This is a genomic window from Microvirga yunnanensis (assembly GCF_025460875.1).
In genome coordinates, this window is sequence record NZ_JAMXFI010000085.1 from 20,223 (window position 1) to 33,209 (window position 12,987).

Annotated in this window: 14 protein-coding genes and 1 pseudogene; 4 read left to right on the forward strand and 11 right to left on the reverse strand. The window is 60.0% G+C overall.

Translation table 11 applies throughout. The features are described from left to right. The first annotated feature begins 325 nt into the window (after window positions 1–325). Window positions 326–592 carry a GNAT family N-acetyltransferase gene (locus tag NF876_RS30145; protein ID WP_507237400.1) on the forward strand — a complete coding sequence of 89 codons (267 nt, stop codon included), beginning with the start codon at window positions 326–328 and terminating at the stop codon, window positions 590–592. Between the two features lie 2 nt (window positions 593–594). On the opposite strand, the gene NF876_RS30150 is transcribed toward NF876_RS30145, so the two are convergent. Then, a complete protein-coding gene (locus NF876_RS30150; RefSeq protein WP_262271949.1) occupies window positions 595–801 on the reverse strand; it encodes a hypothetical protein in 207 nt (68 codons plus the stop codon). 346 nt (window positions 802–1,147) lie between these two features. Beyond that, complete coding sequence (locus tag NF876_RS30155; RefSeq protein WP_262271950.1) at window positions 1,148–1,423, reverse strand: hypothetical protein; 276 nt, start codon at window positions 1,421–1,423, stop codon at window positions 1,148–1,150. 168 nt (window positions 1,424–1,591) lie between these two features. Here NF876_RS30155 and NF876_RS30160 point away from each other — a divergent pair, with 168 nt between their 5' ends. Further along, the gene (locus NF876_RS30160) at window positions 1,592–1,828 is read left to right on the forward strand and encodes a hypothetical protein (protein ID WP_262271951.1); all 237 of its coding nucleotides are present in this window, start codon (window positions 1,592–1,594) and stop codon (window positions 1,826–1,828) included. A gap of 936 nt (window positions 1,829–2,764) precedes the next feature. On the opposite strand, the gene NF876_RS30165 is transcribed toward NF876_RS30160, so the two are convergent. The 7 genes from NF876_RS30165 to NF876_RS30195 form a co-directional block, all read right to left on the reverse strand. Next, a complete protein-coding gene (locus tag NF876_RS30165) occupies window positions 2,765–3,187 on the reverse strand; it encodes a hypothetical protein (RefSeq protein WP_262271952.1) in 423 nt (140 codons plus the stop codon). 114 nt (window positions 3,188–3,301) lie between these two features. Next, a complete protein-coding gene (locus tag NF876_RS43935) occupies window positions 3,302–3,463 on the reverse strand; it encodes a ParB N-terminal domain-containing protein (protein WP_262271953.1) in 162 nt (53 codons plus the stop codon). Window positions 3,464–3,772: 309 nt separating this feature from the next. After that, window positions 3,773–4,042 carry a DUF6894 family protein gene (locus NF876_RS30175; protein ID WP_262271954.1) on the reverse strand — a complete coding sequence of 90 codons (270 nt, stop codon included), beginning with the start codon at window positions 4,040–4,042 and terminating at the stop codon, window positions 3,773–3,775. A 434-nt stretch (window positions 4,043–4,476) separates the two neighbouring features. Next, a complete protein-coding gene (locus NF876_RS30180; protein WP_262265816.1) occupies window positions 4,477–4,728 on the reverse strand; it encodes an SMc00767 family acetate metabolism repressor in 252 nt (83 codons plus the stop codon). A gap of 134 nt (window positions 4,729–4,862) precedes the next feature. After that, window positions 4,863–6,455: an isocitrate lyase gene (locus NF876_RS30185; RefSeq protein WP_262271955.1), complete on the reverse strand. Its 1,593-nt coding sequence runs from the start codon at window positions 6,453–6,455 to the stop codon at window positions 4,863–4,865. A 585-nt stretch (window positions 6,456–7,040) separates the two neighbouring features. Next, window positions 7,041–8,075 (reverse strand): extracellular catalytic domain type 1 short-chain-length polyhydroxyalkanoate depolymerase, encoded by a 1,035-nt coding sequence (locus NF876_RS30190; protein WP_262271956.1) that lies wholly within the window; start codon window positions 8,073–8,075, stop codon window positions 7,041–7,043. A gap of 157 nt (window positions 8,076–8,232) precedes the next feature. Beyond that, window positions 8,233–9,201 carry a phasin family protein gene (locus NF876_RS30195; RefSeq protein WP_262271957.1) on the reverse strand — a complete coding sequence of 323 codons (969 nt, stop codon included), beginning with the start codon at window positions 9,199–9,201 and terminating at the stop codon, window positions 8,233–8,235. Window positions 9,202–9,629: 428 nt separating this feature from the next. Between NF876_RS30195 and NF876_RS30200 the strand changes: the two genes are divergently transcribed. Continuing rightward, the gene (locus tag NF876_RS30200; RefSeq protein WP_262271958.1) at window positions 9,630–9,998 is read left to right on the forward strand and encodes a phasin family protein; all 369 of its coding nucleotides are present in this window, start codon (window positions 9,630–9,632) and stop codon (window positions 9,996–9,998) included. A gap of 154 nt (window positions 9,999–10,152) precedes the next feature. Next, window positions 10,153–10,410, forward strand: coding sequence for a hypothetical protein (locus tag NF876_RS30205; RefSeq protein WP_262271959.1), 258 nt, complete (start codon window positions 10,153–10,155; stop codon window positions 10,408–10,410). 725 nt (window positions 10,411–11,135) lie between these two features. Here the strand turns inward: NF876_RS30205 and ilvA are convergent. Both ilvA and NF876_RS30215 read right to left on the reverse strand, forming a co-directional pair. Beyond that, the gene (gene ilvA, locus NF876_RS30210) at window positions 11,136–12,677 is read right to left on the reverse strand and encodes a threonine ammonia-lyase, biosynthetic (protein WP_262271960.1); all 1,542 of its coding nucleotides are present in this window, start codon (window positions 12,675–12,677) and stop codon (window positions 11,136–11,138) included. A 95-nt stretch (window positions 12,678–12,772) separates the two neighbouring features. Beyond that, window positions 12,773–12,987 (reverse strand): annotated as a pseudogene (locus NF876_RS30215) (aminotransferase); the annotation flags it as partial.

Sequence of the window (12,987 nt, forward strand, 5' to 3'; positions counted from 1 at the left end):
GCACATGGAAGAGCATGCGCTTCCATGGTTAACCAACAGTTTCAAGCGAGAAGGGGAAGCGGCACTCCAAAGGTCTGCAATTAATCCAGAGCACTAGGCTCGGGCACGCCTCCGTTGTCACGATCTGCAATCATAGCCCAGTGCAATATCGAAACCTATCGCGCCACCGTAGAAGGTCTGGTGCTCGACCTTCAGCCGCGGTGCTTCTGTTTCGATCATCGTTGACGCTGATCGGGAGCAGAGTGGGATGATTGTGTGGTGTTGCAACCGGCATCGCATGCGCCCTGACTGAAGTTTGGAAGAGGCTTCAGTTGGGGCGTTCTCATTGAGAAAGGTGGCCGGCTTCATGGGCATGACAGAGGACAAGATTGATGCGCTGTTCGTCGCGCCCGAGCAGCATCGCAAAAGAGTGGGGTGCGCGCTGGTCACGTATGCGCGCCAGATGGCGCCGAACCTGTCCGTTAACGTCAACGAGCAGAATGATGCAGCGCGGTCCCTTTACAGGCGCATGGGATTTTTGGAGATCGGCCGATCCGAGCGGGATGATCGAGGTCGTGCATTTCCCATCATCCGCTTGATCCCGGAACGCTAGGCTCAGGCCCTTGCCCGGGCTGCCAACGTCCTGCGCCACTCCATGGCAGCCGCTTGTCTGCGCCACCTGATCACCGGCACCAGGACTGTCACGAGCAGCATCGCGACGGCTGATCCCATCCACGGAAGCAGCTCGGGTGCTGTGATGAGGGGTTGCAGCTTCAACAGAACATTGATTGCTGGTTGGAACATTTCGAACAGATCGATCATCGTAGCCTTGGTTCTGTCTGCATTTTCAGGCGGATTTGCACCTTTGTTTCCAGAGCAGCCAAGGCGGTAAATCCGCATCCTTCGCTGCGCTGAAGATGATGCCTACCCACCTCCGCATGTGCGCTCGCCCCATCAACCACGATGAGAGTGGTATGGTTAACGACGGATTGAGGACGACCTTCCCTCCCCGATTGGATTGTCATCCCCAACAACATCCATGCTCATGTCCCTGTTTTCACATCTGTGCGGCGCGAGGTGTAGGTTCGGCTCCAGCTTGTGCTCGTGGCAGCGGCGGTTCGTCTATGCCAGACTGCCGGCTCCCAGCCCGATCAGGCAATGATATTCCTTATGAGACCGGGGTCGTTGCTTCTTCGCTCTCGGCTGCGGTTGGGCCTGCCTCGACCAGACGAGCGAACTCGGACCACGTGGTGCCAGTCGCATCGAGCACCCTTTGGATCGTCTCCACACTTGGCCAGTGTGGCCGCCCGTGCCCGTCGACCCGCTTGGATCGGTTGAAGGCGGTTGGGTCCATGCCGGCGGCTTTGGCCAGCCCGGAGGTGCTCAGTCCAGCGCGGTGGGCTATGACGTCGATGGCGTTCCAGACCCTCTGGTGGTTGTCCATACGTTCATTCCATCCTGCCCCAGCGTGGAAGGTACTGAACTTGCCTGAGCAGTGGTTAACGTATTCATGCTCAATCCCGGAATAGCCATCATTGGCAGGTCCGTCGGCTCATCACCTTCCGGTCACACTCCGCCGCCATCATCCCTCTGCGTGGCAGGGAGAGCTTTCATGGCAACAGAGCGCTTTTCGGACGAGGAAATCACCGCTCGAGCCCAGCAGCTCGCCGATGAACAGGGCCCGGGCTGGGAGGAGATCCTTGCTGAGGAGCGGGCCGGCAAGGACACCGCGGAAATCAAGTATTGGCGCGGGCTCGCCCTGCAGCAGCTCGAGGCTGAGCAGCCCACCTTCTCGCCTACTGTCCTGGAGGTTGAGGACAGCACGCCGAAGACGGTGGGTCTCGATTAAGCAAGGTTGGGAAACCGGAGCTGCCGACCACAGCCACCGCGGGAACGCCGCCAAAGGCTATTGCCCGTCAGTGGAACCGAGACCGAACTTCCATTCATTGATAGAACTCTAACGATAGACCAGTAAAACTCGAGCGTCGTTGCGGGCCTGATGCTGCCAGCAGCCTCGGGCGAATTGGTCGTGAACCTGGCATTCGCCGGCGTTAGTCATCTCTGGCTGGGGACGGTCTGCCGCGGACTGCGACTTTTGTCGTCCGGAACTGAACCCGAGCCTTAAGGCTTAACCGCAGGGGTTCATTGCGCCGGGGGGCACATGGCAGAGGATGAAGTTGAGGCAGTTGCGGCCGAGCTCGCAAGAGCGGGCGGCCTGTCCTGGCATGCAGGGAATGAGCAGGGTCCTCTGAAACTCGTCATGAGCCGGTATCGCGACCTAGCCCGTCTGGCCATTGCTGCGCTTGAGCGCGTTCGGACGGCCAAGCAAAACATCGGCCCGGAGCCGAATGCCGGCGAGCCGCTCGATACGGGTGCCATCGTCAGCTCTGAGGGGCCTTCATCGGATCATCTCGCCGTTGGCAGTCTCGTCTTGTACCGTCCTCCAGGCGACCGGAGAACCTACCCGTGCCGGGTTGAGACCATTCAAGGGGGCCGAGCCTACCTCGTTCCCGCACTCCCGACCTGTACCGGCTGGGTGGAACTCGACAGTGTCTCATCCCCAGTAATCCAATAAGGCGGGGCAACACGTGGCACCCATCATCAAAGGCAAGCCGATGTCGACTGAGAGTCTTGCCGCCGGCATACCGTCAGCGGGTTCCTGGGAAGAAGCCACGCCCGGTCTTTCGGTTCCAGCCCGCTACTACTTCAACCTCACGGACGGTTAGGCATGTAACGGCAACGGACCCCTGTCGGTTGCCCTCCACGTCCCCTACCCCATGGGCCGTCACTGCCTGTAACTTCTTCTGAAGTCTGCCGTGAGCGTGCGCTCGAGCTCCCAGGTTAGAGGGGACGGGTTGGTGCGGTTCCAGGCGCGCTGATGCCGCTGAATGAAGCGCTTCCTGCTGCGCTTGACCTCGCTGGGAAGGTAAGCCGTCAGCGGCACGAAGCTGCGACGCAGTTGTAGCTCCGTCCTCTTCCTGGATGGAAGAGCAGCCTCCGCCGCTTCAGCTGCCGCGATGTCGTCCGGCGTTAGGTCTGGATGGCGCAAGCGCGCGTCCTCCTCAATCTGGAGGAAGGCTTGGTGCTGGGCTGCATAGTGATCTTTCAAGCCGGGGGCATTTTCGAGCAGGTAGGCGTCGCATGCCTCGTCCCAGTCTTCCTGCCTGTGCCTCGTCGATGGAGCCTGCTTGCCCGGATTGTTCGTCATGAAGTGATGGCCTTTCTGACCTCTGTCTTATTGAGAAAAGGCAAGTTGGGGTGGCATGGTACTGCCTTCGACGCCGACGCTAAGAGAAGGGATCAGCCCACTCCTCGTTGCACCTCAGTGCCGACGAGCCTGCACAAAGTACGCTGGGACGGTTGTCTCTCCGAGAGCCTTGCACGCCTCCAGCCGATGCAATCCCTCTACCAAAACAAACCTCTGGCCGTCCGGTCGCACGAGAATAGGGGCTTCCTGCCCCTTCTCCATCATGCTCTCGGCCAAAGCCTCAACCTTCTACAGGTCCAGGGTTTGGCGGCGCTTCACAGGCACATAGACATCCTCGATCGCAAGGACCTGCTTCTTCAACACCATCCCAGCTGCTCCTGCATCGTCTCACGCCTGCCGAAGCTTATCTCCGGCGAGCTGGCTTGCCTAGGAACACATTGCGCCAGCACGAGTTTGAGCCAATCCCCAAGCCCGGGACGATGATACCGGGTGTTGATCGGCAGACGTGTTGATGCTCCTGATTACCTTCGAGAGAGCCGGGATCATCTTCCCAGGTTCGCTTTGATAACGGCGGACTTGTCCAGATTATGCGCTCCAGGGATGATACGTCCGAGGCAATTTGTCATGCCGGTCGATTGTCATCGACGCTGTCACGGTACAGACCCGCTGATCCTGCTCGTCTCTCACCTCTATAACAACATGGCTTGTATCACTCCTAGCCAGCCGGTCTGTTCCAATCTCAGCCGCCAAGCGTGCCGCCGCCTGCACAGCCGCGTAGAGGTTGTCAAACTCGAAGCCCTCGCCATCCCGCTCGAATTGCTTCCCGTTCAGGACATCGAAATAATAGCGGGCCATGGCACGCTCCTCCGAGTTTGCTCCTCCTTCCATGTCGCCTAAAGGCGATCAGCCAAGTGCAGAGCTCTGCCAGATTCAGAAAGTCAAATTGGCTCTGCTGAAGGGAGCAGGTCCCTTGATCTGCAGCCGATCCCTAGGGCAACTCTGCCCTCCGAGTTGTGTTGGTGCCTGGATGGCCAGTCCTCTCAACCTCTCCTCACAGTCCTGTTCGGGATGAACTCAGACGTTCCAGAGGCGAATTGGACCTGGGTGGAGCAGGTGCTGATTCGTTCCAGACGCAAACTGCATCTCAATCCACGCAGGCACCGGCAAGAGCAGCCACATGGCCAATTGCGATCATCAGGTCCGAGTGCCGCCGGGCGGTGGTTGCGAGTTGAAGTCTTCGACATCACAACACCACCTGACGGCCTTACCCGACCCGCTCTTCAATTCGCCTAACTCTGTTTCTCACTTTGCTTCACGATCACCGGCACGATCATATCGCCCCAGTATCCCCCCTCAGAATGGCAGCGTTTGACCCTCTGCAATTCGATCGAGAGACCATGGTTGACGCAGTTCATGACTGCCTCGTTGACGCGATGGAGTTCATTGGCAAGGATCCGGATAGCGCCCTCTTGATCAGGAGACATCGAGCTGGCAGCGTCTTCGAAGCGGCTCTTCAGTTGTGGCTTTTCTGAGATCGTCATGTGCTTCACTCCTATGAAAGTCTTCACTCTACCGGGACGTTTGCGGTCTCTGTGTCTTCAAGTTTTCGTAAAACGCGGGTGCGAGGTACAACGGGCGAGTGTCTGCTTCGATCACAGCTCCGTCCGCCGGTCTTTTAGGCCGCGAACTGGTTCATGGTGTTGTGAGCACCGCCTGCCTTGAGGGCCGCCTCGCCGGCAAAGTACTCCTTGTGATCGTCGCCAATGTCGGAGCCGGCCATGTTCTGATGCTTCACGCAGGCGATGCCCTGACGGATCTCCTGACGCTGGACGTTGCGCACATAACCGAGCATGCCCTCGCTGCCGAAGTACTCCTTGGCCAGATTGTCGGTGGAGAGCGCGGCCGTATGGTATGTGGGCAGCGTGATCAGGTGGTGGAAGATGCCAGCGCGCTTGGCACCGTCCGCCTGGAACGTCCGGATGCGCTCGTCCGCCTCCTCGGCCAGTTCCGTGTTGTCATAGTCCACGCTCATCAGCTTGGCGCGGTCGTACTGCGACACGTCCTTACCCGCCCTCTCCCAAGCATCGTAGACCTGTTGGCGGAAGTTGATGGTCCAGTTGAAGGACGGCGAGTTGTTATAGACCAGCTTCGCGTTCGGGATGACCTCACGGATGCGGTCGACCATGCCAGCAATTTGCTCGACATGCGGCTTCTCGGTCTCGATCCACAGCAGGTCCGCACCGTTCTGCAACGCTGTGATGCAGTCGAGCACGCAGCGGTCCTGGCCGGTGCCGGGACGGAACTGGAACAGGTTGCTCGGCAGCCGCTTTGGGCGCATCAGCTTGCCATCGCGGTTGATCACCACATCACCGTTGGTGCAGTTCTCCGGCGTGATCTCCTCGCAATCGAGGAAGCTGTTGTAGAGATCACCGATGTCGCCGGGCTCACGGCTGAAGGCGATCTGCTTGGTGAGGCCAGCGCCCAAAGAGTCGGTGCGGGCGACAATCAGGCCGTCATCGACGCCGAGTTCGAGGAAGGCATAGCGGATGGCGCGGATCTTGGCCAAGAAGTCTTCGTGCGGAACGGTGACCTTGCCGTCTTGGTGACCGCACTGCTTCTCGTCCGAAACCTGGTTCTCGATCTGGAGGCAGCAGGCGCCAGCCTCGATCATCTTCTTGGCAAGGAGATACGTTGCCTCGGCGTTGCCGAAGCCTGCATCGATGTCAGCGATGATCGGCACGACATGGGTCTGGTGATTGTCGATGGCGTTGACGATCTCACGCTCCTTGAGCCCGTTGCCTGCTTCGCGGGTGGCATCAAGGTCACGGAACAGAAGTCCCAGTTCACGGGCGTCGGCTTGTCTCAGGAAGGTGTAGAGTTCCTCAATGAGCGCCGGAACGCTGGTCTTCTCATGCATCGACTGATCGGGCAGCGGGCCAAACTCCGAGCGCAGGGCGGCCACCATCCAGCCGGAGAGGTAAAGGTAACGGCCTTTAGTCGAGCCAAAATGCTTCTTGATCGAGATCATCTTCTGCTGGCCGATGAAGCCGTGCCAGCAGCCGAGCGACTGAGTATAGCGCGACTGGTCGGCATCATAGGCCGCCATGTCCTCGCGCATGATCCTGGCAGTGTAGCGCGCGATGTCGAGGCCGGTCCTGAACTGGTTCTGCAGCCGCATCCGAGCGACGGACTCTGGGTCGATGCCGTTCCAGGTGCTCTGGCCCTCGATGATCATCTGAGATTGCGTGATCTGATCTTGGTACGTCACGGTCGTATCCTCGTTTCTGTGAAGGTTGAACGAGGAAGTAGCGGGCGTGTTCAGGACCGTGAAGGCGAGTTAAGGTCCAAGTGTCAATCTTTACAAGCTATGTCCTGTAAATCTGTCAATTTTTTACATCATCTAATAGTTCCTTGGATTCTGCTAACTCTCTGACTTTTCTCGATGAGAATCGTCGAGACAGTTGCGAGCTCTCTAACATACTGGTTCCTCACAAAGGATGATTAGTCTAAAGGCGAAGTCGCCCTCAAAGGAGTGAGTGAGCGAGACCCTCCATGCGTTGTGACAAGACAGATGTCACTGTTTTTACAACTCAGAGCCTTATGGGGTAGCCGACATCCTATCTACAAGCCCAAGGTGAGCCAGCCCGAGTGAATGCCACTCGAAACGATATCGCAGACCCTGTCTGTCCATTCTGCCATTGCCATCTGCTGAGTTCGCGCTGAAACGATCAGAGCTACTCCGCCTCTGGTGTGCTGCTGTGCTTGGGAGCTAATGGCCATCTTACGGATACGATCCTTCCAAGGTAAAGCCGGCCTTGAGCACCACTTGATAGCTCGGGGACTGGACTGCCGCTCAGGTCCGGCGGGAGGCTGTCCTCCGGCGAACAAGACCCCACGATTTCGCCAGATGCAGCGATGATGAGATGCCGACATCAAGCATGAATGGCCTGGCTCCTCCTGCCTTGGCCTGAGCCTTCGTCCGGCGCACCGGCGTGCCATGGCCCATGCCATCGATCAGGTACAGCTCGATGACCGTGTCACCCTTTCGGTTCGACCAGGTGCGTTGGCGGTGGCCCGCGAGCATCGCTTGAGTAAACACGTCCTCGCTGACACCATGCACATTGGTCCATTGGCTGAGCAACGCGGCTGCATTGGAGGCCGCAACGGTCCGGTCCTCTGTGCCATGCCAGATCGACACCGTCGGGCGAGGGCCGGCATAGGACGAGGCGGCGCGAACGAGGTCACCCCATTGCTCGGCGGTGCGCGCCCGCGGCTTCCTCATGGCGGACATGACGTGGCGCATGCCGGCCGCCGCGCCATAGGGAAGACCGGCAATGATGCCGCCGCCGGCAAAGACCTCCGGGTAAGTGGCCAGCATCACCGACGTCATGGCGCCGCCTGCCGAGAGTCCCGTGATGAACACCCGGGCTGGGTCGATGCTATGGGTCCGTCGCATGCGGGTGACCATCTGTCGGATCGACAAGGCCTCCCCCGAGCCCCGCCGCGCATCGTGCGGCTGGAACCAGTTGAAGCAGCGGTTGGGGTTGTTGGCTCGGGTCTGCTCGGCATAGACCAGCGCAAAGCCATGCCGCTTGGCCAGCGTCGACCAGCCGCTGCCCTCGTCGTAGTCGCGAGCCGTCTGCAGACAGCCATGCAGCACCACGACCAGAGGCGCGCTGCCGGGCAACTGCGGCGGCACGAAAGTCAGCATCCGGAGATTGCCCGGATTGGTCCCAAAGGAGCTGACCTCCGTCAGTTTGTCTTTCTTGGGGCGGACCTTACGTGGCTTGATGATGAGCTTGCGCGACGTCGCCGTAGCCTTGGCGAGGGCCTTCTCCCAGCGGCGCTGGGTTTTCAGCAGGTGGGCGATCGGAAGCTTCAGTCGCATGCGCACCCGCTTGGGAGAGTTCGTGACAAGAGCGTCTCACGCCAGGATACACACGCGATCGAAGGGCAGCGGAGGCACGGGGTAGCCCTGCGGTGTGGCCCGATCCCTGATGTGGTGCTCCCGGCTCGCGAGCCGGGAGCGTCGTCAGGACAAATCCTTAGCGAGCACGCCGGCCAGGCTCGGGTTGTGCCGTGAGGGTCCGAGTCGCCTCCTGAGCCACCTGAGCGGTGAGCTGCGCCAGGCGCTGGCTGTTCTCGAGCATGCGCTCAACATTGCCACGAACCAGAGAACTCTGGAGGCTCACGAAGTCCGGGATCGTCCGGCAGCCCATAAGATTCGTGATCCCTTCCAGGTTCTTCAGCAGGCGCTCCTGCCGGAGCCCGAACCATTCCAGCGTGATGGTCCCGGCCCCGCTGGCCAGGATCCTGTTGGATCGAGCCACCGCCTGAAGATAGTCCGGCACCTGATCGGCCAGCATCTGCGTCCCCTGGCTCAAACGTTCCAGCGAGCGGCCGCCCAACTCGGATGCAGCCTGGGCACTGGTCTCAACAACCTCGGACACCGACGGCTCGATGACCCTGACGCCCTTCGAGCCAGCCTCGACAGCCGCAAGCAAGGTTGGGCCTGTGTCGGCGGTTTCGGCCGACTTGCGCCCCCGGCGGCTCCGCCGCGGCTCACTGGCAGCTTGGCGGGTTTCCGCGACCTCCTCCTCAACCTTCTCGACGACAGCCTCGACCTCCTCCTCGCTCAGGACCTTGAGCACCACCGGCAGCAACTCGTTCTTGTCATTGCGGATGTGCTGCTGGAACACCTTCCGCAACTCTGCCACCTTGGCCAGAAACGCATCGCTGTCCTTCGGGGTGGTCCCGAGCTCGCTCAGGAGAGCCCTGGTCTGCTGATGATCATCGCGGGCGCCACGGACCAGGTCCACCGTCTCAGGGTTCTGCTCCAGCACCGGGAAGAGATGCTGTTCCTGCAGGTTCGCCAGAAGCTCCAGCTCCTGGTTCAGCGCCGCAAGCAGCTGTTTGCGAAGTTCGATGGCCTCATGGGAGGTGTCGAGGATCTGGGCAAAGAGTTCGTTGGCCTGATCAGGCGGAGTTTGGCCGATAGTTCGGTTGGCGGTCATTATTCCTCGCAAAAATGGACGGAGCGATCCCGATGATGGGCGGCCTGCAGGCTGGCTGCGCCGATCGATAGGCCAGGACCGCGTTCCTAGAGTGAAAAAGCCTCTCTTGGAGGCACGCAACGAGATAGGCTGACGCACGGAACTTGTGCCGATGGGTGGCTGAAAGGCCTCGAGCCTTAGCCGTAAGGCACCAAGATCCATACCGCACCGCAGCATAACTGGGCAACAGTGCAATTGGATCCAAGGGACACGTTGCGGCATCTTGGCCGCAGATCTCACAAGGGCACGGGTTTCAACTCGTGCTGGCCTATTTTGCAGCGCACAATTTCCCTCTTGACTTTCATTGTGCAATGCACAATAAGCCCATAGCCGGACTGTGACGCGGCTAACGTGATGGGTGCCGAACGCGCCCAGCTTTGGAGACTCCCATGAACCAGCAGATCGATGCCGTTCAGAAGTTCGGCAGGGACAATTTCGATGCCACCGTGAAGGCATTTGATGTCGCCTCCACCGGCACGAAGGCCATCGCCGTCGAGACGACCGACTACGCCAAGAAGTCGTTCGAGCAGAGCGCCGCCACTTTCCAGAAGTTCCTGGGTGTCAGGTCGCTCGATCAGGCAATCGAGATCCAGACCGACTACGTGAAGAGCGCCTACGAGGGCTTCGTTGCCCAATCGACCAAGGTCGGTGAACTCTACGCGAAGCTGGCTCAGGACAGCCTTGCGCCATTCAATGCCCTTCGTTCCGCTGCGCAGTCGACCTTCGCTCCCGCGAAGTCCACAGCGCGCGCGAAGTAACGACAGGCGCTTTCGGCTTGTTCAGAACACCCGGCTCACGTTGGGTGTTCTTTTTCGTTTGTGGCGGTGTTCAAGCCGTCCCGATGCGTTCAAGCGTCTTCACCTGCCCAGCCTCATGGCTGGCTCACTAAGCCGTCAGTTGGGAGATAATGCGATGATAGAGGCTTGGATGAAGCTGACCATCGATACAACTCTTCTCGGCTTGGAAGCCCAGAGCGTCATAGGCCTGCGTATGGCGCAGATCGCCATGGGTCAGAGCACTCCTGCTGAAGCGCAGCTGATGATGTCAGAGAAGATGCTCGCCTTCATGGAGGCCACCATGACAGTTGCGGCAGGTGGATCGGCTCATAAAGTGGTGAACGGCTATCGACGGCGCGTCCAAGCCAATGCAGAGCGCCTGCGGCTGGTCTGAGAGCGCCGACGCCGTTGAGCCTGCTGGTGGCTGTTCCAGTTTTATTGTGCCTGCAGACGAGTCTACGACCTCGATAACACCTTCTTAGCCCTTACAGCGTAGTCAGAGCTGGCGCCGAGAAGGGTGAGAGATGGCACTGCGGTGGAAGCCAACCATTCCTGACGACAACAGCCCTGATGATGTGGTGGGCAGTCTGCACCTTCATGTGTTTGCGCGGGTGTATCGTGTTTCGAACGGAAGCGATCAAGGCCGCTTCCGTTGGTACCTCAACGATGTTCCGGCCTCAGCTGGAGTTCAATTGCATGGCATCGAGGATACGCAGAGCAGGGCTCAACGGGCCGCAAACCTTCATTTCCAGCAATGGCTCACGCGGGCTGGGCTTGCGGAAGCCCCTGTGCGAGGCAAGATGCAACTCGCCCTCCCCTTGTGTCTGAGTTCTCAGTCCAGGAGTGGCAAGCGGACGCGGAAGATCAAGCCAGCCGCCAGCCTCGCACGCTGACCTCAATCGATAATCTTAGGGAAAGAGACCTTCCCGACGACGAGGATCAACCAGTCAGTTTGGAGCGTTCAAAGGACGGCCGTGTTGTTATTACCCTTACGACTAACAAAGCTGCTTCATCCAGAGCGACGCTACCTCATAAGACCTGACCGATTGCCGAAACTTTCCGAAAAGCGCTTTCCAGCTCAATCCCGGAGCCGAGAAGGAGCGCGGGGGCAGTGGAGCCTTAGTTCCGGGTGGCTGCACCCGCGGCGCCACGGTTCAGGAAGGAGCAATACGCTGGATTGTCGCTCTCGTCCCAGTATGGGTATCCAAGCTCATCCAGACTGCGCTTGAGCTGCGCTCGCTCCGCAGTGGGAACCTGGATACCGGCCAGCACCCGGCCGTAATCGGCACCATGGTTGCGGTAGTGGAACAGCGAGATGTTCCAGCTGCCGGATAGCCCATTGAGGAACTTCAGAAGGGCTCCGGGCCGTTCCGGGAACTGGAAGCGGAAGATCAGCTCATCCTGAAGGCCAGACGCTTGTCCGCCGACCATGTAGCGTACGTGCAGTTTGGCCATCTCATTGTCGCTCATGTCCAGCACTTGATAGCCCTGCTCCCGCAGCATGGCGATGATCTGGCGCTTTTCCAGGTCGCCTTCCGAGAGTTGCACGCCAACGAAGATCTGAGCTTCCCGTGGATCAGAGTAGCGATAGTTGAACTCAGTGATGGAGCGCTTGCCCATCAGCTGGATGAAGCGACGATAACTTCCCGGTTGCTCCGGGATGGTCACTGCCAGCAGGGCTTCCCGGTGCTCGCCGATCTCGGCCCGCTCGGCGATGTGCCGGAGCCGGTCGAAGTTCATGTTGGCGCCGCTGTTGATCGCCACCAGTCCGTGTGGTCGTGATCCTTCCCGCTCCACGTACTTCTTCAGGCCGGCAAGACTCACGGCTCCGGATGGCTCGGCGATTGCACGCGTGTCCTCGAAGATGTCCTTCACGGCCGCACAGATCTCGTCCGAGCTGACGGTGATCACCTCATCGAGCAGCTCCCGACAGAGCCGGAAGGTCTCCTCACCGGCTTGACGCACGGCGACACCGTCGGCAAACAGCCCCACTTGGTTCAGGATGACTCTATCCCCTGCGGCAAGGGCAGCTGCCATGCTGGCGGCGTCCTCCGGTTCAACGCCTATCACCTTGACCTGAGGCCGCAGGAACTTGGCATAGACGGCTACTCCTGCAGCCAGTCCACCTCCTCCGATGGGCACGAACACAGCCTCAAGCGGATCGGGATGCTGACGCAGGATCTCCATGCCGACAGTGCCCTGTCCAGCAATCACGTCCGGATCGTCATAAGGATGGATGAAGGTGAGGCCCTTCTCCTCCTCAAGTTGACGGGCGTGGGTATAGGCCTCATCGAAGCTCTCGCCGTGCAGGACCACGCGACCACCCTGCCCTTTCACCGCCTGGACCTTGATCGTCGGTGTGGTGCGCGGCATCACAATGGTGGCCTTGGCACCGAGCTTCTTAGCCGCAACCGCCACGCCCTGGGCGTGATTGCCGGCCGAGGCGCAGATCACTCCCCGCTCAAGCGCCTCGCGCGATAGCCCAACCATCTTGGCATAGGCGCCACGCAGCTTGAACGAGAACACCGGCTGGAGATCCTCGCGCTTGAGCCGAACAGGATTTCCCAGGCGCTGAGACAGACGCGGCATGGGATCAAGCGGGCTCTCGATCGCGACGTCATAGACCCGAGCGGTCAAGATCTTACGGATGTAATCCTGCACGGCAGAGATGCCTTCCTGGTTCAGCAGGGCAGCGCAACCGCTCCCTAATGCTCGTTGGGTTCCCTCAGCCCAAGTGGGGTATGAGATTGGTGAGCCTACGTTGCCGGTGCTGATCGGGGCACCACGTTGTGGAGTGTCTGGTCGGCATGGTCGAAGAACCGGCGGATGTTGCGCGCCGCCTGGCGGATGCGCTGCTCGTTCTCCACGAGAGCGATGCGCACGTAATCGTCGCCGTGCTCGCCGAAGCCGATCCCGGGCGCCACCGCCACGTCGGCCTTCTCCACCAGGAGCTTGGAGAATTCCAGGCTGC

Bases quoted from the DNA above. Each gene is read 5' to 3' on its own strand.
- NF876_RS30150 (WP_262271949.1), bottom strand. From the start codon at position 801: ATGATCGATCTGTTCGAAATGTTCCAACCAGCAATCAATGTTCTGTTG.
- NF876_RS30155 (WP_262271950.1), bottom strand. From the start codon at position 1,423: ATGGACAACCACCAGAGGGTCTGGAACGCCATCGACGTCATAGCCCAC.
- NF876_RS30160 (WP_262271951.1), top strand. From the start codon at position 1,592: ATGGCAACAGAGCGCTTTTCGGACGAGGAAATCACCGCTCGAGCCCAG.
- NF876_RS30165 (WP_262271952.1), bottom strand. From the start codon at position 3,187: ATGACGAACAATCCGGGCAAGCAGGCTCCATCGACGAGGCACAGGCAG.
- NF876_RS30175 (WP_262271954.1), bottom strand. From the start codon at position 4,042: ATGGCCCGCTATTATTTCGATGTCCTGAACGGGAAGCAATTCGAGCGG.
- NF876_RS30180 (WP_262265816.1), bottom strand. From the start codon at position 4,728: ATGACGATCTCAGAAAAGCCACAACTGAAGAGCCGCTTCGAAGACGCT.
- NF876_RS30190 (WP_262271956.1), bottom strand. From the start codon at position 8,075: ATGCGACTGAAGCTTCCGATCGCCCACCTGCTGAAAACCCAGCGCCGC.
- NF876_RS30195 (WP_262271957.1), bottom strand. From the start codon at position 9,201: ATGACCGCCAACCGAACTATCGGCCAAACTCCGCCTGATCAGGCCAAC.
- NF876_RS30200 (WP_262271958.1), top strand. From the start codon at position 9,630: ATGAACCAGCAGATCGATGCCGTTCAGAAGTTCGGCAGGGACAATTTC.
- NF876_RS30205 (WP_262271959.1), top strand. From the start codon at position 10,153: ATGATAGAGGCTTGGATGAAGCTGACCATCGATACAACTCTTCTCGGC.